A 20,093-nucleotide genomic window follows, 5' to 3' on the forward strand; every position below is an offset into this window, starting at 1 on the left:
ACCCTCGACTCGTCGGCCACCAACGCCTACCAGGGCCTGTCCGCCTCGCTCCCGCTCACCTGGACCTTCGCGAGCTGATCCCCTCTCCACCCGGCCCGTCGCGCGGGGGCGCTCCGGGCCGGGTGGAGAGGGGATCAGCTCGCGAAGGTCCAGGTGAGCGGGAGCGAGGCGGACAGGCCCTGGTAGGCGTTGGTGGCCGACGAGTCGAGGGTCACGGCGATGGAGAAGGGGGTGGAGGTGCCGGGGGTGACCGGGGCGGTGTTGAGGGTCTTGACGGCGGAGCCGGCGAGGGTCGCGGCGGTGCCGGTGAAGACGGTGGTCCCGCCGGAGGTGATCACGACGTTGAGCTTGCCGCAGAAGTCGGTGGCGGAGCCGGAGGCGCCGGCCGCGACGTTGTTGCTCTGCGAGCAGGTGGCGCCGGGGGTCAGCGTGAAGGTGTTGGCGTTGACGGTGCCGGTGTTCTTCAGCGTGATCGCGGTGGTGACGGTCTGGCCGGGGACCATCGTGGTCGATCCGCCGAACTTGTTGATGGTCGCGCAGGTCGCGGTGTTGGTGCTGATCGAGCCGCCGTCGGTGCTGAGGCAGGTGATGGGGCTGGCACCGGTCGACTTCTCCTCCATGACGAGCGAGCCGGAGGCGGCGGTGTTGCCGGTGTTGGAGATGCTCGCGACGAAGCCGGACAGGGTGCCGGACATCGAGACGGAGAGGAGAGCGGCGGCGGCGATGCTCGTCGCGATGGCGAGGGGAGCGAAGCGGACGCGCTTGGACTTGGCGGTGTGGGTCGACATGGCAGGACTCCTGATCGGGTGGGGCGGGCTGATGCTGAAGGGGGAGGGTCCGGCTGGTGTTCCGCCGAACTCGATTGACCGCTAAGTTACTTGATGGCAAAGATACATTGCAATCGTTCTTTCACCCCCTGTCCGGGTGACAGGCCGGGACCCCCGAGGGCGACCCGTACGATGACCCCAGCCCTACCCCGAGAAGGACGAATGACCACCGAGAGACCGACCCCGCGCGACGTCGACCAGGACGCGCCCGCCGTGCAGCTGCGGCAGTCGCTCCGACTGCTCGAGAACGCGCAGCGGCACCTCCGCGCGAGCATCGCCGCGGGCGTGGGCGTGGGCATCTCGGAGCTCACCGCGCTCGAGGTGCTCGGCGAGTCGCCCGACCTCACGCCAAAGTGGCTGGGTCTCGAGCTCTCCCTCTCGACGGGCGCCGTGACCGCGCTCCTCGACCGGCTGGCGACCGCCGGCCACGTCGACCGGCTCGCCAACCCGCAGGACCGCCGCAGCGTCCTGCTGCGCCTCACCGCCTCCGGGGAGCAGCTGCTCGCGCAGGTGGACGAGCGCTACGACGAGGTCAGCGCGGAGGTGCTGAAGGCCTCCCCCGGGCTGAACGGCATGGCGGACGACCTGGCGCGTGCCGCCGCGGTCATCACCGCGCACACGATCCGCTGATCCGCGCCAGTCGCTAGGAGTCCAGCGCCCGGGTCAGGGTCCAGACGTTGCGCCCCTCGGAGCGCTCGTGCTCGAACGTGGTCGTCAGAGCCTGGATGAGGGCGAGCCCGCGGCCCGACTCGGCGAAGACGTCCGGCATCTCCCGCGGCCCCGTGCCGATGTCCGGAGGATCGGCCGTGTCGACCAGCTCCGCGTGGATCGCGTCTCCCTCGACGCGCACGACGAGGCGGCAGACGATCGTCGTCGTCGACGTCGCGTGCTGGATGACGTTGTCGACCAGCTCGACCAGCGCCGTCTCGACGGCCATGCGGTCGCGGGTCGGCAGGTCCGGGCGCTCGCCCCAGAGCTCGGCGAGCATCTCGTGGACGACCTCGGTGTCGTCCGGGGGCGTGCGGAACCCGACGCTGCGCTCAGTCACGGTACGCGTCGCCGGCCGTGTCGAAGAGGGTGAGCACCCGGTCGAGGTTGGACAGCTGCAGCACCATCACGACCTGCTCGCTGGGCGCCGCGATCCGCAGGTCGCCGCCCGCCTGCCGCGCGGTCTTGAGAGCGCCGACCAGGGCGCCGAGGCCGGAGGAGTCCATGAACGTCACCGCGCTGAGCTCGACGACGATGCGGGGGCTGCCCTCGTCGATCGCCCGGCGGACGGCCGAGCGCAGCTCCGGAGCCGAGGCCGCGTTGAGCCGCCCCTCCCCCCGCAGCACGGCGATGTCGGGGGCGATCGTCTCGGTCGTGAACGTCATGCGGGGTCCTTCTCGGCGGAGCGGTCGGCGCCCGTGCGGGTCAGCACGAGGGCGGTGATGTCGTCGGACGCGGAGCCGGAGGCGGCGAGCGCCCTCAGCGCCTGCAGGAACGCGGCGGTGTCGGCGGAGTCGCGGGCGAGGTCGACCGCGCGCGCCAGGGACTGCAGCGTCCCGTCGTAGAGGTCGAGGACGCCGTCGGTGAAGGCCAGGAGCGAGTCGCCGACCGCGAGCTCCACGGTCTGGGTGATCCAGCCGCCGTCCTCCGCGATGCCCAGCGGGAGGCCCAGTGCCGCGAGCCGCTGGAACGAGCCGTCGGCGCGGAGGAGGACGGTGAGCCCGTGGCCCGCGTCGACGAAGTCGATCCGGCCGGACGCGGTGTCGAGGCGCCCGTGGAAGAGGGTCGCGAAGGTCTCGGTGGCCGTGAAGTCGTCGTGCAGCTGGGCGCTCACCGCGCTGACGACCGCGTCGGGGTCGCCGCCCAGGCGCGCCCGGAACGCGGAGCGGATCGACGCGGCCACGATCGCCGCTGCCGTCCCCTTGCCCATCACGTCCACGAGGGTCAGGTCGACCGTCTCGTCGTCGCCACGCCAGCTGTAGAAGTCGCCGGTGATCGTCCACCGCGGCAGCGAGAGCCCCGAGAGCTCGTAGCCGGCGGGGTGGTGGAGGGAGGAGGGAGCCATCTGCGTCTGCATGTCGGCGGCGCGGTCGCGCTCCGCCGTGTCGCGCAGCTCCCGCTCGACCCACTCGCCGAACTCCTCGAGCAGCTGCCGCTCGTCCGGGGTGAGGCTCCGGGGCACGAAGTCGATGAGGCAGAGGGTGCCCAGCTGCAGGTCGCCCTCGACCGACAGCGGCCGCCCGGCGTAGAAGCGGACGTGCGGGTACCCCGCGACGTGCTCGTGCCCGACCCACGCCTCGTCGGCACCGAGGTCCGGCACGACGAAGGTGGTGCGCTTCTCGAGCGTCGCGTCGCAGAAGGTGCCGGCGCGCGGGTAGGCGAGCACGGCGTCCGGACGCTGCGGGGACTTCGTGAACAGCGTGGTGTCGTCGAGGAAGTGGATCTCGGCCACGGGCACGCGGAACAGCTCCTCGGCCATCCGCGTGATCCGGTCGAAGCGCTCCTCCGGAGCCGACCCCATCATCTCGAGCGCCTCGAGCGCCACCAGCCGCGGATCCTGCTCGGCCTCGATCATCCGTGCCCCCTTCCCCCTGCGCGCCGCGCCGGGACTCCCCGGAGCGCACACGCACCTCCGACCGTATCGCCCCGCTTGACGGGTGGGGGACCTTCGGCGCCTCTGTACCCCTCACGGGGTACGGCTGTCGCAGATCGCGCGGTCGGGAGCGTCGGCGGTGGCCGATCCCGGCCGTCCTCGCCTCCGTCTCTTGCCGCCGGACGGAGCGGACCCCTACTCTTCACCCGACGCTCCCCCGGCGACCCGCGAGCACCCGAAGCCCGCAGGCTCGTGGGCGTCGCCTCAGGAGCGCCCGTGCCCACCCAGCCGCGTCCCCTCCGCCGAACGCGCGCGGAGACGAACCGACCCTCTCGATCCGACGCGCCCCGGCGCGGGAGCCCGCTCGCTGCGGCGCTCCTGCTGGTGACCGCCCTGATCCTCCCGCTCGCCGCCGCGCCGACCGCGTCCGCCGTCGACTCGGCGGGCGACGAGTACGACGCGATGCGCCTCGGCCTCGTCGCCGACCTGACGGGCACGATCCCGGGCAGCGCGAGCGTCGGCGGCCTCGCCGCGGCGAAGGGCCGCCTCGTCGCCGAGGCCGAGGGCTACTGGTCGACGCTCGAGACCGACGGCGGCGAGCCCTGGCCCGACCTGGTCACGGGCACCTCGGCGGTGGAGGTGTGGGCCGCCTACAAGCGGGTCACCGTCCTCGCGACCGCGCTGAAGACCCCCGGCACCGCCCTCAGCGGCGACCCGGCGCTCCTCCGCGACGTCGTCACGACCGCCGACTGGCTCTCGGCGAACCGCTACAACCGCTCGACCACCGGCACCTCCCGCTGGTGGGAGCAGCAGATCGGCATCCCGCTCGAGCTGAACAGCATCACCGCCCTCCTCTACCCCGACCTCTCGGCGGCGCAGGTGCAGGCCTACCTGTCGGCCTCGACGCGCTTCGCCGACACCGTCACCCGGACCGGCGCCAACCGCATCTGGACGGCGGCGGTCATCGCCGGGCGGGCGGTGCTGCTGAAGCAGCCGACGAAGATCGCGGAGGCGGCCGCCGGCATCGACCCGGCGCTGCGGACGGTGGCGTCCGGCGACGGCTTCCACGCCGACGGCTCCTTCGTGCAGCACAGCGTCTTCGCCTACAGCGGCGGGTACGGGCTCTCGATGCTCGACACCCTCGACGACCTGTACGCGCTGCTCGACGGCTCCCGCTGGGAGATCACGAGCCCGGAGGGGCTCGGCGTGTACGACCGGCTCGCCTCCTCCTTCGCCCCCGTCACCTGGTGCGGCGCCGTGATGTCGACGGTCCGCGGCCGCGAGACCGCGCGGGCGGAGTCGGAGGACGGCGACGTCGGCGTCCAGCTGCAGGCGGCGGTGCTGCGCCTCGCCGACAGCGCCCCTCCCTCGGCCAGGACACGGACGAACGCGCTGGCGAAGAGCTGGCTGGCCTGCAACGCCGGCAGCCCCGTGAGCATCGAGACGGCCGGATCCGTCAGCGACGTCGTGCGCGCGCGGCTCGTCCTCGCCGACACGGGCCTGATCGCGACCCCGATCGGCTCGGGCGTCCGGGCCTTCGCCGGGATGGACCGCTTCACGCGGACCACGGCGACCTCGGGCTTCGCCGTCGGCCTGTCGAGCACGCGGATCGCGCGCTACGAGTCGCTCAACGGCGAGAACCGCAGCGGCTGGTACACCGGCGACGGCGCGACCTCGCTCCACCTGGGCAGCGGGCGCCAGTACGACGACGGCTACTGGGCCACGGCGAATCCGTACCGGATGCCCGGCACCACCGAGGACACGATCGTCCGGAGCGCGGGCGAGGGCGCGTCGTCCCGCCCGACGACGACCTTCACCGGGAGCCTCGAGAGCCCGTCGCGGCGGACGGGGATCGCGGCGCTCGACTTCGACGCGGCGTCGGTGAGCCTGGTCGCGAAGAAGGCCTGGTTCACCTTCGACGACGAGATCCTCGCGCTCGGCTCCGGGATCACGGCGACCGACATGTCCGGGACCGGCTGGGACGGGGCGCGCCGGCGCGCGGAGACGGTGATCGACGACCGCCGCGACCTCGCTCCCGATGCGAGGCTCCGCGTGGACGGCGTCCTCCGTGGTGCGGAGGCGACCGCCACGAGCACCGCCCGCTGGGCCTCGATCACCGGCTCCGCGGAGTCGGTGGGCTACGTCTTCCCGGCGCCGATCGCCCTGACCGCGCAGGGACGGACCCGCACCGGAGCCTGGAGCGCCGTGAGCACCGCCGGTCCGACGGCGCCGGTGACCGGCCACTACTACTCCCTCACGACGAGCCACGGCACGAACCCGACCGGTGCCTCGTACGCGTACACGGTCCTCCCCGGCGCCTCCGAGGCGGCGACCGCCGCGTACGCGGTGGACCCGGACGTGACCGTGCTCAGCAACACCTCCCAGCTGAGCGCCGCCCGCGACCGCTCGACCGGCACCGTGAGCGCCGTGTCGTGGAAGGCCGGGACCACGAGCCCCGTGCTCGTCGGAGGCACCCGGGTCGCGAGCATCACCGGCGCCGGACTGGTCTCGATCCGGGAGGACGCGGACACGGTGACCGTCTCGACCGTCGACCCGACGCAGGTCTCGACGAGCGCGCTCACCGTGACGCTCGCGCGGCCGACCGCGGGCACGGTGTCCTCGAGCGCCGCCCTGAGCGTGACGAGCAGGACGAGCACCGCGACGACGATCACGTTCCGGCCGAGCGGGCTGAAGGGAGCGACGGCGTCCATCGTGCTCGCGAAGAGCGCCGCCACCCCTGTGCCGACGACCACGCCGACCGCGACCGCAGCGCCGACCTCCACGCCGACCGCCACCGCGACGCCGCTCGCCGCCGTCGGAGCCGGCACCCACCAGAACGGCTCGCCGGCCGTCGCCGTCACGGGCACCTGGTCCACGACCTCCTCCTCCGCGGACAGCGGCGGCGGCGTCTCCTTCTCGTCGACGGGGGGCGCCTCGGCGACCCTCCGCTTCACCGGCACCGGAGTCTCGTGGGTGAGCCGCCGGTCCAGCACGTCCGGGATCGACGAGGTCCGCCTCGACGGCGTCCTCGTGGCCTCGGTCGACCGCTACAGCGCCACCACCCGCTCCGCCCAGACCGTCTGGACCAGCGGGACCCTGCCCGCCGGCACCCACACCGTCACGATCACCCGCGGCAGCACACGGAATCCGGCGGCGACCGGGGGCAACCTGATCCACGACGCCTTCGTCGTGAGGGGCTGACGGCCCGGCTATCACCGGCCGCGGTGCCTGGCCAGGCCCTCGCCCGGCGGCGGGCGGGCCCGTAGCGTCGCCCGGACCGATCGACCCGCCGGGGTCACGACGAGAGGACGCGCCATGAGCAGCACGAGCGACATGATCCGGAGCCACCCCGAGGAGCTGCGCGGCGTCGATCCGGAGGTCCTGGCCGAGTGCATCGACGCGTGCGGCGCCTGCGCACTCACCTGCACCGCCTGCGCCGACGCGTGCCTCGGCGAGGAGTCGGTCGCCGAGCTGGTCCACTGCATCCGCACCGACCTCGCCTGCGCCGACGTGTGCGCCGCGACCGGCGCCGTGCTCTCCCGCCGCGGCGTCGTCGGATCCGCGGCCGTCCGCGCCCTCGTCGAGGCCTGCCTCCTGGCCTGCCGCGCCTGCGCCGACGACTGCGAGCAGCACGCCGGGATGCACGAGCACTGCCGGATCTGCGCCGAGGCCTGCCGCCGCTGCGAGCAGGCGTGCGAGAGGCTGCTCGCGCAGCTCTGAGCGCGGGCTCCACCGCGGGACACCTCCCCCACCGGACTCGACGGGCGGCTGTCAACCGTCCTGCCCTGAGCGTCCGGCGCTCCTACGGTCGGTGGCGAGCACGGCGTCGTCGGGGCTCGGAGCGATCGCAGGCGGTCCTTCCGTCCCCGACGATCCGCAGACGCTCGAGATGGAGGACGACCGTGGCCCAGACCAGCACCGAGCGCGACCGCACCGCGCCCGACCCCGACGACTCCCGCAAGCCCGACGGACCGACGGACGTCACCAAGCGCTCGTGGGGCTACGTCCTCAAGAAGACGCTCCGCGAGTTCGGCGCCGACCAGTGCACGGACATCGCGGCGGGGCTGACCTACTACGCCGTCCTCGCGCTGTTCCCCGGGCTGCTCGCGATCGTCTCCATCCTCGGCCTCTTCGGGCAGGCCGAGACCACGACCGACACCGTGCTCGAGATCGCCGGCGGGTTCGTCTCGGCCGACGTCCTCGACACGGTCCGCGGCCCGATCCAGGAGCTCACCTCCAGCCCCGCCGCCGGCCTGGCGTTCGTCACCGGTGTCCTCGGCGCCCTCTGGTCCGCCTCCGGCTACGTCGGCGCCTTCGGGCGCGGCATGAACCGCGTCTACGAGATCGACGAGGGCCGCCCGATCTGGAAGCTGCGCCCCACGATGCTCGCCGTCACCCTCGTGACGGTCCTCCTGCTCGTGATCGCCGGGCTGATCCTCGTGCTCAGCGGACCCGTCGCGCAGACCATCGGCGACGCCGTCGGCCTCGGCGAGGTCGCCCTGACCGTGTGGAGCATCGCCAAGTGGCCGGTTCTGATCGCGATCATGGTCGTGATCGTCGCGGTCCTCTACCACTGGTCTCCGAACGTGCGGCAGCCGAAGTTCCGCTGGACCAGCATGGGCTCGATCCTCGCCCTCGTCGTCTGGGCGCTGGCGTCGGCCGGCTTCGCGTTCTACGTCGCCAACTTCAGCAACTACAACAAGACCTACGGCGCCCTGGGCGGTGTGATCGTCTTCCTCCTCTGGCTCTGGATCACGAACCTCGCCCTGCTCTTCGGGGCCGAGTTCGACGCCGAGCTCGAGCGAGGCCGCCAGCTGCAGGCGGGCATCCCGGCGGAGGAGCACATCCAGCTCCCGCCCCGCGACACCCGGCAGAGCGACAAGAAGGCGGAGAAGCACGCCGAGGACGTCGCCGACGGCCGCGAGCTCCGCGAGAGCGCCGGACACCCCGAGCGATGATCCCGATCGGACGGGACCTCCCGGCCCATTAGGGGCGCCGCCTCCCCGCGGCAACCCTCTTGAGGGCCCGCGGGCGGCGCGCGGAGGCTGGACGCATGCGGAAACTGCACTACTCCAGCGGCCACCTCCTCGTCGGCGACCTGACCTGCAAGGCGGTCCTCCGGTACGCCCGGGCCCTCGCGGACGTCAACAAGTCGGACGTCGTCTCGGTGCCTGTCCTGACCGAGGGCGGCGGCCGCGCCTACGCCCACCTGCTGATCGGGCCGGCGAGCCAGCTCTGGTCGCTGCCGATCGACAGCAGCGAGGTGGAGGATCCGGACGACGCGGAGGTCATCGCCCACATCGAGCTCGAGACGCGCCGCATGCAGCCGGCCCGCCCCTCCTGGAGCGAGGAGATGACGGACATCCCGCCGCTGGACTTCCTCGAGTACACGGACATCGCCGACCTCGAGGACGCCCGGCGCGACCCGACGGACTAGGCCGCCGCCGGCTCCTCGGTGGAGCGGGAGTCGCTGAGGGACAGCGAGCCGATCGTCGCGATCACGCCGACGAGGACCGCCACGACCAGGAAAGCGACCCGCTCACCCGCGAAGAAGCTCCGGACGAGGTCCGCGCTCCACGCGCCCGCCGGGAGGGTGGTCGCCACCAGTGCGGCGATCAGCGTTCCGACGACGGCCGTGCCGATGCTGGTGCCGATCTCCTGGGCCGTGTCGTTGAGCGCCGCACCGATCGAGGTGCGGTTCGCGGGCATCGCCTCGACGAGGGCGACGGCGCAGATGGTCATGATCGTCCGCAGGCCCACCGTCATCACGACCATCATCACGGCGATCGCGAGGTAGCCCCGGTCCACCGCCCAGGACATCCCGAGCAGCGCGCCGACCAGGAGCCCGGTGCCGATCAGGCAGGCCGCGCGGTGCCCCAGCTTCGCGGCGAGGCGCTCGGTGATCGGAGTGGCGGCGAGCATCGTGACGATGACGGGCAGGTTCGCGAGGCCGGCGCGCACCGGACTCCAGCCGTAGGCGTACTGGAAGTGCAGGATCAGGCCGAACAGGACGCTCGCGAAGGCGACCGAGGCGCCGAGCTGCGTGAGCGCCGCTCCCCGCGCGGGGCCGGCGCGGAAGATCGCGAGGTCGATCATGGGCGAGACGGCGCGGCGCTCGCGGACGACGAATCCCGCGACGGCGGCGACGGTGCCCGCGGCGCAGGCGATCGTGAGGAGCGACAGCCAGCCGTTCTCGACTCCGCTGGTGAGTGTGTAGCAGCCGAGCCCCACCGCGGCGACGGTGAGGGCGGTCCCCGGCAGGTCGAGCCGACCGGAGGTGAGGTCGGCGCGCTGATCCGCGGGGACTCCGAGGCGCAAGCCGATCCAGACCAGCAGCGCGATCGGGGCGTTGACGACGAGCAGCCACTGCCAGCTGACGGTGCTGAGGATCGAGCCGCCGAGGAGGGGGCCGAGGACCATGCCGGACATCCCGACGATCATCACGATCGTGATCGACCGCATGCGGAGCCTCTCGTCGTCGAAGAGCCGGAACACCAGCGACATCGTGACGGGCGCCATGGCGGCCGCGGCGCAGCCGAGCGCCGCGCGGAGGGCGATCAGCTGGCCGATGTCGGTGACGAGGACGACGGCGAGGCTGATCAGCCCGAACGCGGCGAGGCCGGTGAGGAGCACGCGGCGGCGGCCGAACCGGTCGGCGGCGGACCCGGCTGTCAGCAGCAGCCCGCCGAAGGTCAGGGAGTAGGCACCGGTCACCCACTGCAGTCCGGCGGTCGACCCGTCGAGTGAGCGTCCGATCGTCGGGAGGGCGATCGAGAGCAGCGTGTTGTCGACCATCTCGACGAAGAACGCGAGGCAGAGAGCGGCGAGCGGGAGTGCCGCGGAGCGGAGGGAGGTGTGAGCGCGGGACTCGGCGGAGGTGGTCGTCGGAGCGGACATCGAGGCGCCTTCCTATCGAACGCCGTTCGACTCTCGTACGGCGTTCGATAGTATGGAACGCCGTTCGGTAAGATGCAAGCCATGCCTGCAGATCGCCCGACGGAGACCGCTGCCGCGCCCTCCCCCGCCCGGGGCCGCCGCCGAGCGTCGCACTCGCTCGACACCGTGCTGGCCGAGGCGATCGCGATCCTCGACGAGTCCGGGGAGTCGGCCCTCACGTTCCGCGCGCTCGCGGCCCGACTCGGCGGCGGCGTGGCGAGCATCTACTGGTACGTCGGCAGCCGCGACGAGCTGCTGGAGCGGGCGACCGACGAGGTCATGGGTCGGGTCCTCGCCGACAGCGAGCCGCTCACCTACGGGCCGGACCCGATCGACAACGTCCGCGCCGTCGCACTGGCCCTCTTCGACGAGTGCGTCCGCCGACCCTGGTTCGGCCTCTACATGCTCCGCACGACCGGGGTGCAGCCCAACTCGATGGCGATGTACGAGCGCCTCGGGCAGCAGCTCATGGCTCTCGACCTGACGCCCCGGCAGCGGTTCCACGCCGTGTCGTCCATCGTCAGCTACGTCGTCGGAGTCGCGGCCGACCTGGCGCAGCCGCCGCCCCGCGAGTTCCTCGAGAGCGGGATGGAGAGAGGCGAGTTCCTCGAGCACCTGGCCGACCGCTGGCGCGCCCTCGATCCGGAGGAGTTCCCCTTCGGCCACCACGCGGCCGACGTCATGGCGACGCACGACGACCTCGACGTGTTCCGCTCCGGCCTCGACCTGCTGCTGGCCGGGCTCCGGCTGCAGGCGGGGCGGGGCTGAGGCCGGGTCAGCTCCCCGAGGTCCGCCGGATCGCGACCACGGTCACGTCGTCCGCCAGCAGCCCCTCGGCCGCCAAACGGGTGACGCCGGCGACCGCGGCGGCGGCGGTCGCGGGGGCGGCGACGGCCGCGTCGGCCACCCGGTCGAGGGCGGCGAGGGAGCCGTCGAAGAGGTCCAGCACGCCGTCGCTGCAGATCAGCAGCAGGTCGCCGGGGTCGAGCCGGAGGCCGGTCGGCTGCCACTCCTGCGTGCCGAGGAGGCCGAGCGGCAGATGGGCGGAGGGGATGCGCTCGCGCGAGCCGTCGGTGCGGCAGACGATCCCGAGTCCGTGGCCGGCGTCGACGAGCGCGATGTCGCCGGTCGAGGCGCTGAGCCGCAGGTGGAGGAGCGTGACGAACGCGTCGTTCGCCGACAGATCCGGCTCGACGACCCGGTCGATGAGCGCCATCGTCGCCGCGGGGCCGAGAGCGGGAGGAGTGACGCGCAGGGCGGCGCGGACCGTGGCCGCGATCATCGCGGCGCCGACCCCCTTGCCCATCACGTCGGCGACGGTGACCGCGAGCCCGTCGGGCGTGCAGCGCCAGTCGAAGAAGTCGCCGCTCACCGTCCCGCTCGGCACGCAGGCGCCGGCGACGTCGTAGCCCGGGAGATCCGGGACCGAGCGGGGCTCGAGCCGCCGCTGCACCCTCTCGCCGTCGGCGAGCTCCTGCCGCGAGCGGGCGGCGCCGGCGGTGAGCATCTGCGCGACCTGCTCGCCGCTGAGCGAGGCCATGCTGAACGACACCACGACCAGCAGCACCAGCGTGATCAGCGTGGTGGTCGGGGTCCCGAACCAGGTCGCGAACAGCTCGCTGCGCAGCCCCGCGGCCAGGAACACGGCGAACCGGAGCGCGTAGTAGAGGGAGAGGGCGCCGGAGCTGAGCAGCAGCGGCCAGCGCGTGCGCGAGCGTCCGGCGCCGAGCAGCGCGATCTCGCGGGTCGACAGGCCGATGAGGAGCGCCATCGAGGCGAGGTAGAGCGGCCCTCCCGACCAGTCGTTGACGGCGGGCGAGTCGAGGCTGGACACGCCCGTCACCACCACGGTCGGAGCGACCACCAGCCACCACGGCGTCGGCCTGCCGCGGAGGGAGCGGCTCGCCGCCCAGACCGCGGCGGCGCCGGCCACGATGAGCCCGTTCCCGAGCGGATTCGCCCACACCTGGTCGGCCGTGCCGTCGCGGAGGTAGGCGAGCGAGCCGCCCATGAACAGCGCGAGCGCCGTGCACCACCAGAAGCTGAAGGACGAGCGCGTCGACCGGTAGGTGACCAGCGCGAACAGCAGGAAGAGGGTGAGGGCGGTGACCCCGAAGGCGACGCGGAGGGTCGTGGCATCGAGCAAGGCGGGTCCGTGGCCCTTCCAGGAGACCGAGCGGCGGAGCGGCGGACGGGCGCCGTGATCAAGGGGATCCTGGCACGGCGCGCGGGCCGCTCGGGCCGCGCCGTGGAGGCCGGCCCCGGGGATCCGCGGCAGTGCGGCCCGTCCGCCCACCCGACGGGGGGAGCAGGAGGGGGGGGCTCGCACGTTCGAGAAGAGACCACCGCCCTCGCGCTCGATACAGCATCGCGTGTACCGTCGCTCCCGTGCCCGCCTCCGCGACCCTCACCCACTCCGCTGCTCTCGCGCGCCTCGGATCCGCCCTGGCGGACGAGACCCGGTCCCGGATCCTGCTCGCGCTGCGCGAGGCTCCGGCCGTCCCCTCCGACCTCGCGGACGCGCTCGGGGTCTCGCGGCAGGTGATGTCGAATCAGCTCGCATGCCTCCGCGGATGCGGGCTGGTGGAGGCCGTGAAGGACGGCCGGTACACCTGGTACCGGCTGGCCGAGACCCGGATCGCCGGGGCGCTCGACCACCTGCTCCGCCTGGCCCTGGTCGTCGATCCGGAGTGCTGCTCCGGCGACGACTGCCGCTGCGCATGACCGCCCTGCGCGCTCCGCTCCTCCCCGCCCGCCGCCGCGTGCTGCAGAGGCGCATCCGCTGGATCGTCGGCGCGACGATCGGCTACAACGTGGTGGAGGCGATCGTGGCCCTCGCCGCCGGGACGGTCGCGTCGTCCACCGCGCTCGTCGCCTTCGGCCTCGACTCCGTGGTGGAAGTGCTCTCCGCCGCGGCCGTCGCCTGGCAGTTCTCGGGCCGCGATCCGGAGGCGCGCGAGCGCACCGCGCTGCGGGTGATCGCCGTCTCGTTCCTCGGCCTGGCTGCGTTCGTCGCCGTCGACTCGGTCCGGGCGCTGCTCGGATTCTCGGAGGCCCAGCACTCCCCCGTCGGCATCGTGCTGGCCGCCGTCAGCCTGCTGGTGATGCCCGCGTTCTCCCTGCTCGAGCGCCGGACCGGCCGCGAGCTCGGCTCGGCCTCGGCCGTCGCGGACTCGAAGCAGACGCTCCTCTGCTCGTACCTCTCCGCCGCCGTCCTGGTGGGCCTGCTGCTGAACAGCACGCTCGGATGGACGTGGGCCGACCCCGTCGCCGGCCTCGTGATCGCCGCGGTCGCCGTCCGCGAGGGCCTGGAGGCCTGGCGCGGCGAGACCTGCACGACGCCGATCGCCGCGCTGACGAGGGAGGACTCCGAGGCCTGCGGCTGCTGCTGACGGGGGCGGGACGGCGCGGCGCACATCGGCGGTGGACGACCTCCGTCAGGACTTCGTCGCGAGGCCGGCGGCCGATCGGACCCGCTCCGGACCTACCGACGGCCGACCCGCGCCTCGACGACGTGCCGGCACCCGACCCCGCCGCGCTCCAGCTCCTCGCGCTCGCGGCGGAGCCCGACGCGGACCCGCCGCGCCTCGGCCAGCGGCAGCACCGCCTCCGGATCGACGGTCGCCAGCAGGAGCGCCGCCCGCGACCTCGCCGCCACCCGCACGTCCAGGCACGGCGTCTCCTCGGCGAGCCCGAGCAGCGCGTCCACCAGCAGCTCCAGCTCGACCGCGGTCGCGTGGAGCACCAGCACCCGCGAGGCCGGGCTCGACGGACGGCGGACGAGGAGCGTCGCTCCGGTCACCGTCGCCGCCCTCCCCCGCTCGGGACCGGTCCGGGACGTCCGCCCCGCCTCGGCCCTCGGCGACCGCCCGCGCGACGTCGGCGTGCACGCATGGGGTTCCTTCTCTCGTCCTGCTGCGGCGCGATCTGCACCGCACCTCCATCCGACGACTCGGGCACCCGGCCGGGGAGAGGGTTGCCAAGCGCGCGTCGGCGGGTCAGGAGGCGCCGGGGCCGCCGGGGATGAGAGGGTTGCGCGATGTCCACAGCGAGCGTGCCGTCGCCGCGCGCCGGAGTCCGGACCCGGCGCTTCCGGCGCCTCGCCCGCACGGGCTTCGCCGTGAACGGACTGATCCACCTCCTGATCGGCGGCCTCGCCCTGCGCGTCGCAGTGAGCGACGAGACCTCGCGGGAGGCGGACGCGTCCGGGGCGATCGGGCGCATGGCGGACTCCCCCGTCGGGCTCGTGGTGGTCTGGGCCGCGCTGGTCGGGCTCGTCGCGCTCGGCCTCTGGCAGCTCTCCCTCGGCGGGCGCTCCTCCGCAGCCGGCCTCGCCGCCCGCCTGGGCCGCCGGATCGTCGAGTCGGGCAAGGGCTTCGCCTCGCTCACGCTCGCGGGCACCACGCTCGTCTTCGCGCTCGGCGGCTCGACGAGCTCCTCGGCCACGATCCGCCGCATCAACACCGAGCTGCTGACGAGCACGGTCGGCGTCGTGATCCTCGTGATCGTCGGCGGGATCGTGCTGGGCAGCGGGATCGGCTTCGTCGCGATCGGGATCCGACGCGGCTTCCGCAAGCTCGTCCGCATCCCCGAGGGCCCGACGGGGACCGCCGTGCTGATCCTCGGCGCGACCGGCTACATCACGAAGGGGCTCGCTCTGGGCCTGGCCGGCGGGATCTTCGTGGTCGCGGCGCTGACCGGCGACGCCCGCCAGGCGACCGGGCTCGACGGGGCCATCCGCTTCCTCGACGTCCCTCCGTACGGCACGATCGCCCTGACCCTCGTCAGCGCGGGACTGGTCATGTACGGGCTGTTCCTCGTCGCCCGGGCGAAGCTCGCGAAGCTCTGAGCCGACGCGGCAGTCGTTCACAGTCGCCACCCATATCGCTGAGTATCGTTCGGAGAAACAGGAGGTCATCATGAACGGATCGTCATCGACCGGCGCGTTCGGCACCGGCACGCCCATCGAGAGCATCTGGCGCGCGATGGAGCAGGCCCGCTCCCGCATGGAGAAGCGCGTCGGCTCCCGGGTCGGCCGCGGGGACGTGCGCACCGCGGTGCTCGCGCTCCTCGCCGAGCAGCCCATGCACGGCTACCAGATCATCCGCGAGATCGAGGAGCGCAGCGGAGGCGACTGGAAGCCGAGCCCCGGCTCGGTCTACCCGACCCTCCAGCTCCTCGCGGACGAGGGCCTCATCACGGCCGACGAGCAGAACGGCCGCAAGACCTACACGCTGACCGACGCCGGCCGCGCGACGGTCGCCGAGCACGGCACCTCGACCCCGTGGAACGACTCCGACCACGTCGACTTCGGCGCTCTGCCCAAGGCGGGCCTCGAGCTCGCCCAGGCCGCGGCCCAGGTCGGACGCTCGGGCACCCCCGAGCAGATCCGCAAGGCCGTCGCCGAACTCGAGGACGTGCGCCGCCGCCTGTACGCGATCCTCGCGCAGGACTGACCCGGGTGGCCTCGGTCAGCCCGGGTCCTGCCGCCCCGGGCCACCGAGAGCGGGAGGACCGGCGGCGCTACCGCCGGATCCTCCGCTTCGCCGCGTGGCATCTCGCGGTCACCTGGTTCTTCGACCTGCTCCTGCCGCGGGTGGGGCTCACCCGCGTCGCGCTCCGCACCCGGCCCGGCCGGATGCGCCGCTTCGCCCGCAGCTTCCACGTGCTCGCGGTCGATCTCGGCGGCCTGATGATCAAGGTCGGCCAGTTCATGTCGTCGCGCCTGGACGTGCTGCCGCCCGAGATCACCCGCGAGCTGGAGGGGCTGCAGGACGAGGTCCCGCCCGTCCCGTTCCCGCGGATCCGGGCGCTGGCCGAGTCCGAGCTCGGGCTTCCGCTCGAGCGCGCGTACGCCGGAGTCGACGAGTCGCCCGTCGCCGCCGCCTCTCTCGGGCAGGCTCACCGCGCCCGGCTCTCCCCCGTCGACGCCGAGGACACCGGCTACTCCGCCGCCATCATGAAGGTGCAGCGGCCGGGGATCGACCAGATCGTCGAGGTCGACCTCGCGGCTCTGCGCCGCGTCGGCGGCTGGCTCAGCCACGTGCGCCTGGTCTCGGACCGCGTCGACGCCCCGGCGCTCGTCGAGGAGTTCGCGGTCACCAGCCTCGAGGAGATCGACTACCTGCAGGAGGCGGCCAACTCCGTCCGCTTCGCCGCCGACTTCGCGGGCGACGCCCGGGTGGCCGTCCCGGACGTGGTTTGGGAGCGCTCGACCCGCAAGGTCCTCACGCTCGAGGACGTCACCGCGATCAAGATCACGGACCACGCCGCGCTGCTGGCCGCCGGGATCGATCCGCGGGAGGTCGCTCCGGTCTTCGCGGCCGTGATGTTCGACCAGCTCTTCACCAACGGCTACTTCCACGCGGATCCGCACCCCGGCAACGTCTTCGTCACGCCGACCCCCGGGGGCGAGCTGCCCTGGCGCCTCACCTTCATCGACTTCGGGATGATGGGCGAGGTGCCGCCGAGCACCCGTGCGGGCCTGCGCCGGATGCTGATCGCCGCCGCCTCCCGCGACGGCAAGGGGCTCGTCGACGCGGCCCGCGCGGTCGGCGTCCTCCTCCCCTCGGCCGACTCCCGTGAGCTGGAGCGGGCGCTCACGCAGCTCTTCGCCCGCTTCGGCGGCATGGGCTTCGCCGAGCTGCGGGAGGTGGATCCGCGCGAGTTCCGCGACTTCGCCGTGCAGTTCGGCGACGTCGTGCGCGCGCTGCCGTTCCAGCTCCCCGAGAACTTCCTGCTCGTCATCCGCGCGATGTCGCTGACCTCGGGCGTCTGCAGCGCGCTCGACCCGGCCTTCAACCTGTGGGACTCGGTCGAGCCCTACGCGCAGCAGCTGATCCGCGAGGAGCGCGGCTCCGTCGTGCAGGACGTCGGCAAGCAGGCCGTCGACACGCTCGGCCTGATCTGGCGCCTGCCGCGCCGGCTCGACGAGCTCGTCACGACCCTCGACGACGGCGAGCTCGCGGTCACCGTCCCCACCATCGAGCGCCGGCTGAACCGGCTCGAGGGCACCGTCCGCCGCGTGATCTCGGCCGTGCTGTTCGCGGGCCTGCTGATCGCGGGCGCCGTCGTGCGCCCGGACGACAGCGGCTTCGGGACCGTGCTGATGATCGCGTCGGCGCTGCCGCTGCTGCACGCCCTGCTGGCCCGCGGTCCGCGCGGCTGAGAGCCGCGGAGCGGAGCCCGGCACACCAGACGCCCGCCATACGCCCCGGTCCGTAGCATGACGGCATGCGCGTGCTGATCGTCGAGGACGAGCCCTATCTCGCCGAGGCGGTGCGCGACGGGCTGCGCCTCGAGGCGATCGCCGCCGACATCGCCCCCGACGGCGAGACCGCCCTCGAGCAGCTGGCGGTCACCGACTACGACGCCGTGCTGCTCGACCGCGACCTGCCCGGCATCCCCGGCGACGAGGTGCTGCGGCGGATCGTCGCGGACGCGCTGCCGGTGCGGGTGCTGATGGTGACCGCGGCGGACCGGCTCGACGAGAAGGTGCGCGGCTTCGAGCTCGGGGCGGACGACTACATCACCAAGCCCTTCGCCCTCCGCGAGGTCGTGATGCGCCTGCGGGCCGTCGCGCGCCGGCCGGCCGAGGGCGCGCCCCCGGTGCTGGAGTTCGCCGGGCTCCGGCTCGATCCGTTCCGCCGCGAGGTCTACCGCGGCGACCGCTACGTGGCGCTGACGCGCAAGGAGTTCGCCGTGCTCGAGGTCCTGATGGCCGCGCGCGGCGGGATCGTGAGCGCCGAGACGCTGCTCGAGCGGGCCTGGGACGCGAACGCCGATCCGTTCACCAACGCCGTCCGCATCACGATCTCCTCGCTGCGCAAGCGGCTCGGCGACCCCTGGGTCGTCCGCACCGAGCCGGGCGTCGGCTACGGGATGGTCGACCCCGGCGCCCCGGCACCGTGAGCGTCCGCCTCCGCCTCACCCTCAGCTACGCGGGGTTCCTCCTCGTCGCGGGCGGAGCGCTCATCGCCCTGCTGTTCTACGTCCTCCGCTTCGTGCCCGATGAGCAGATCGACGCGGGCGGCCCCTTCGTGCCGAGCCGCACGGACCTGATCGAGGCACTCCTCCCGCGGGTGTGGCAGGTGCTCCTCGCTCTAACGGTGGTGGGGCTGATCGGCGGCTGGTTCCTCGCCGGGCGGATCCTGCGCCCGCTGGCGAGGATCAGCGCGGTCGCCCGGGAGGTGGCCGCCGGCTCGCTCGACCGGCGGGTCGGGCTCGGGGGCCGACCCGACGAGTTCGGCCTGCTCGCCGACGCCTTCGACTCGATGCTCGAGCGACTGGAGCGCTCCTTCGCGGAGCAGCGGAGGTTCGCGGCGAACGCCTCGCACGAGCTGCGGACCCCGCAGGCGATCGCGCGCAGCATCCTCGACGCGGCCCTCGCCGACCCCGGGAGCGGCGACCCGGGCGAGACGCTCCGGCGCCTCGACGAGACGAACCGGCGGGGCACCGAGATCGTGGAGGCGCTGCTCGCCCTGGCGGCCCTCGACTCGTCCGAGCCGCTCCTCCGGGAGCCCGTCGACATCGCCGAGACCGCCTCCGACGTCGTCGACGAGCTGCGCCCGCTGGCCGAGGCCTCCGGGATCGTCGTGGTCGACGAGCTGGGCGAGGGCTCGTTCGACGGGCATCCGGTGCTGGTGCGGCAGCTGCTCGGCAATCTCGTGCTGAACGGCGTCCGCCACAACGTGCCGGAGGGCGGCCGGGTGGTCGTCGCGACGCGGACGGCCCCCGACGGAGCGGTCGAGGTCGCGGTCGTCAACACCGGACCGGTGGTGCCCGACGCGCTGCTCGCCACGATGACCGAGCCCTTCGTGCGCGGCGCCGGACGCACCGCGGGCGGGGCGGGCCCGCGCGGCGCCGGGCTCGGGCTCGCGCTCGCCGCCCGGATCGTCCAGGTGCACGACGGCGAGCTGCGCCTCGACGCCCGCGACGAGGGCGGGCTCACGGTGACGGTGCGGTTCCCCCCTCCCGGCGTATGGTCGGCGTCTGCTCGGCCCTGACGCTCCCGTCACCCCTCCCCTGGTGTGCTCGCTGCATGCGCTCCACCTTCGTCTCCCCCCACCGCCCTCGCCGCGCCGGCTCCGCCGTGATCGCCGCCTCCCTGGCCGTCGTCCTGCTCGCCGCCCTCCTCGGAGCGGCGTCGTGGGCCCTCCTGAGCGAGCGGCGCGGCAGCGCGCCCGCGGCGGCCGAGCTCTTCTCCGACCCCCTCGGCGACGAGGACGGCTACATCGAGGAGGGCGAGTCGGTCTCGCCCTTCGCCGACGACCTCCCGGCGATCGCCCGCCTCGACCCCGCCCTGCGCGCGGCCGTCCAGGCCGCCGCCACGGACGCGGCCGCCGACGACGTGCCCTTCGTGGTGACCAGCGGCTGGCGCAGCGAGCGCTACCAGCAGGCGCTGGTCGACGACGCCGTCCGCGAGTACGGCGCGGAGGAGGCGGGCCGCCGCGTCGCATCCGTCACCTCCTCCGCCCACCTCACCGGCGGCGCGGTCGACATCGGCTACACGGACGCGGACAGCTGGCTCGCGCAGCACGGCACCGACTACGGGCTCTGCCAGATCTACGCGAACGAGATCTGGCACTTCGAGCTCGCCACCGAGCCGGGCGGCGACTGCCCGGAGCAGCTGCCCGACGCGAGCGCGACCTGAGCGGCTCTCCCGCGCTCCCGGGATCCGATGCGTCGCGAAAGGTCGTCATCGGAGCCGCGTGGGAGCCGTTCGCGACGCATCGATCGCGCAGGCGGCC

21 protein-coding genes are annotated in these 20,093 nt (G+C 73.5%); 14 read left to right on the forward strand and 7 right to left on the reverse strand.

Annotated features, from left to right (window positions below):
* Positions 1-134: 134 nt before the first annotated feature.
* Entirely contained in the window at positions 135-788 is a 654-nt protein-coding gene (locus tag C5D50_RS02165) for a hypothetical protein (RefSeq protein ID WP_104224276.1), read from the reverse strand.
* A gap of 201 nt (positions 789-989) precedes the next feature.
* Between C5D50_RS02165 and C5D50_RS02170 the strand changes: the two genes are divergently transcribed.
* Positions 990-1,457 carry a MarR family transcriptional regulator gene (locus tag C5D50_RS02170; RefSeq protein WP_104224277.1) on the forward strand — a complete coding sequence of 156 codons (468 nt, stop codon included), beginning with the start codon at positions 990-992 and terminating at the stop codon, positions 1,455-1,457.
* 13 nt (positions 1,458-1,470) lie between these two features.
* On the opposite strand, the gene C5D50_RS02175 is transcribed toward C5D50_RS02170, so the two are convergent.
* From C5D50_RS02175 to C5D50_RS02185, 3 genes are read right to left on the reverse strand one after another with little or no spacing between them, the layout of a single operon-like run.
* The gene (locus tag C5D50_RS02175) at positions 1,471-1,875 is read right to left on the reverse strand and encodes an ATP-binding protein (RefSeq protein ID WP_104256700.1); all 405 of its coding nucleotides are present in this window, start codon (positions 1,873-1,875) and stop codon (positions 1,471-1,473) included.
* On the reverse strand, positions 1,868-2,200 hold the full coding sequence (locus C5D50_RS02180) for an STAS domain-containing protein (protein WP_104224279.1): 333 nt from the start codon (positions 2,198-2,200) through the stop codon (positions 1,868-1,870). The genes C5D50_RS02175 and C5D50_RS02180 overlap by 8 nt, the downstream gene beginning before the upstream one ends.
* Positions 2,197-3,390: a PP2C family protein-serine/threonine phosphatase gene (locus C5D50_RS02185; RefSeq protein ID WP_104282584.1), complete on the reverse strand. Its 1,194-nt coding sequence runs from the start codon at positions 3,388-3,390 to the stop codon at positions 2,197-2,199. Before C5D50_RS02185 ends, C5D50_RS02180 begins: the two co-directional genes overlap by 4 nt.
* A 402-nt stretch (positions 3,391-3,792) precedes the next feature.
* Between C5D50_RS02185 and C5D50_RS02190 the strand changes: the two genes are divergently transcribed.
* From C5D50_RS02190 to C5D50_RS02205, 4 genes are all read left to right on the forward strand, one after another.
* Positions 3,793-6,609 (forward strand): polysaccharide lyase 8 family protein, encoded by a 2,817-nt coding sequence (locus C5D50_RS02190; protein ID WP_104282585.1) that lies wholly within the window; start codon positions 3,793-3,795, stop codon positions 6,607-6,609.
* Positions 6,610-6,723: 114 nt separating this feature from the next.
* Complete coding sequence (locus C5D50_RS02195; RefSeq protein WP_104255963.1) at positions 6,724-7,128, forward strand: four-helix bundle copper-binding protein; 405 nt, start codon at positions 6,724-6,726, stop codon at positions 7,126-7,128.
* A 182-nt stretch (positions 7,129-7,310) separates the two neighbouring features.
* The gene (locus C5D50_RS02200; protein WP_104282586.1) at positions 7,311-8,366 is read left to right on the forward strand and encodes a YihY/virulence factor BrkB family protein; all 1,056 of its coding nucleotides are present in this window, start codon (positions 7,311-7,313) and stop codon (positions 8,364-8,366) included.
* A gap of 95 nt (positions 8,367-8,461) precedes the next feature.
* Positions 8,462-8,845: a hypothetical protein gene (locus tag C5D50_RS02205; protein ID WP_104282587.1), complete on the forward strand. Its 384-nt coding sequence runs from the start codon at positions 8,462-8,464 to the stop codon at positions 8,843-8,845.
* On the opposite strand, the gene C5D50_RS02210 is transcribed toward C5D50_RS02205, so the two are convergent.
* The gene (locus tag C5D50_RS02210; protein ID WP_104282588.1) at positions 8,842-10,305 is read right to left on the reverse strand and encodes an MFS transporter; all 1,464 of its coding nucleotides are present in this window, start codon (positions 10,303-10,305) and stop codon (positions 8,842-8,844) included. The two genes, C5D50_RS02205 and C5D50_RS02210, sit on opposite strands and share 4 nt — an antisense overlap.
* 81 nt (positions 10,306-10,386) lie before the next feature.
* On the opposite strand from C5D50_RS02210, the gene C5D50_RS02215 reads away from it, so the two are divergent.
* Positions 10,387-11,112 carry a TetR/AcrR family transcriptional regulator gene (locus C5D50_RS02215; RefSeq protein ID WP_219814684.1) on the forward strand — a complete coding sequence of 242 codons (726 nt, stop codon included), beginning with the start codon at positions 10,387-10,389 and terminating at the stop codon, positions 11,110-11,112.
* Between the two features lie 7 nt (positions 11,113-11,119).
* On the opposite strand, the gene C5D50_RS02220 is transcribed toward C5D50_RS02215, so the two are convergent.
* Complete coding sequence (locus C5D50_RS02220) at positions 11,120-12,490, reverse strand: PP2C family protein-serine/threonine phosphatase (RefSeq protein WP_104282590.1); 1,371 nt, start codon at positions 12,488-12,490, stop codon at positions 11,120-11,122.
* Positions 12,491-12,732: 242 nt separating this feature from the next.
* On the opposite strand from C5D50_RS02220, the gene C5D50_RS02225 reads away from it, so the two are divergent.
* Positions 12,733-13,068 carry a helix-turn-helix transcriptional regulator gene (locus C5D50_RS02225; protein WP_104282591.1) on the forward strand — a complete coding sequence of 112 codons (336 nt, stop codon included), beginning with the start codon at positions 12,733-12,735 and terminating at the stop codon, positions 13,066-13,068.
* On the forward strand, positions 13,065-13,736 hold the full coding sequence (locus C5D50_RS02230; RefSeq protein WP_104282592.1) for a cation diffusion facilitator family transporter: 672 nt from the start codon (positions 13,065-13,067) through the stop codon (positions 13,734-13,736). Before C5D50_RS02225 ends, C5D50_RS02230 begins: the two co-directional genes overlap by 4 nt.
* A 92-nt stretch (positions 13,737-13,828) precedes the next feature.
* Here C5D50_RS02230 and C5D50_RS02235 read toward each other — a convergent pair whose 3' ends face one another.
* Complete coding sequence (locus C5D50_RS02235; RefSeq protein ID WP_104282593.1) at positions 13,829-14,146, reverse strand: hypothetical protein; 318 nt, start codon at positions 14,144-14,146, stop codon at positions 13,829-13,831.
* Positions 14,147-14,383: 237 nt separating this feature from the next.
* Between C5D50_RS02235 and C5D50_RS02240 the strand changes: the two genes are divergently transcribed.
* From C5D50_RS02240 to C5D50_RS02265, 6 genes are all read left to right on the forward strand, one after another.
* Positions 14,384-15,193 carry a DUF1206 domain-containing protein gene (locus C5D50_RS02240; protein WP_104282594.1) on the forward strand — a complete coding sequence of 270 codons (810 nt, stop codon included), beginning with the start codon at positions 14,384-14,386 and terminating at the stop codon, positions 15,191-15,193.
* 70 nt (positions 15,194-15,263) lie between these two features.
* Positions 15,264-15,800 (forward strand): PadR family transcriptional regulator, encoded by a 537-nt coding sequence (locus tag C5D50_RS02245; protein ID WP_104224292.1) that lies wholly within the window; start codon positions 15,264-15,266, stop codon positions 15,798-15,800.
* Between the two features lie 5 nt (positions 15,801-15,805).
* Positions 15,806-17,512 (forward strand): AarF/ABC1/UbiB kinase family protein, encoded by a 1,707-nt coding sequence (locus C5D50_RS02250; protein ID WP_104267906.1) that lies wholly within the window; start codon positions 15,806-15,808, stop codon positions 17,510-17,512.
* A gap of 65 nt (positions 17,513-17,577) precedes the next feature.
* Complete coding sequence (locus C5D50_RS02255) at positions 17,578-18,255, forward strand: response regulator transcription factor (protein ID WP_104282595.1); 678 nt, start codon at positions 17,578-17,580, stop codon at positions 18,253-18,255.
* Positions 18,252-19,349 carry a HAMP domain-containing sensor histidine kinase gene (locus C5D50_RS02260; protein WP_104282596.1) on the forward strand — a complete coding sequence of 366 codons (1,098 nt, stop codon included), beginning with the start codon at positions 18,252-18,254 and terminating at the stop codon, positions 19,347-19,349. The genes C5D50_RS02255 and C5D50_RS02260 overlap by 4 nt, the downstream gene beginning before the upstream one ends.
* 35 nt (positions 19,350-19,384) lie before the next feature.
* A complete protein-coding gene (locus C5D50_RS02265; RefSeq protein ID WP_104282597.1) occupies positions 19,385-19,996 on the forward strand; it encodes a D-alanyl-D-alanine carboxypeptidase family protein in 612 nt (203 codons plus the stop codon).
* Positions 19,997-20,093: the final 97 nt, after the last annotated feature.

The organism is Rathayibacter sp. RFBD1 (genome assembly GCF_002932915.1).
GTDB lineage: Bacteria > Actinomycetota > Actinomycetes > Actinomycetales > Microbacteriaceae > Rathayibacter.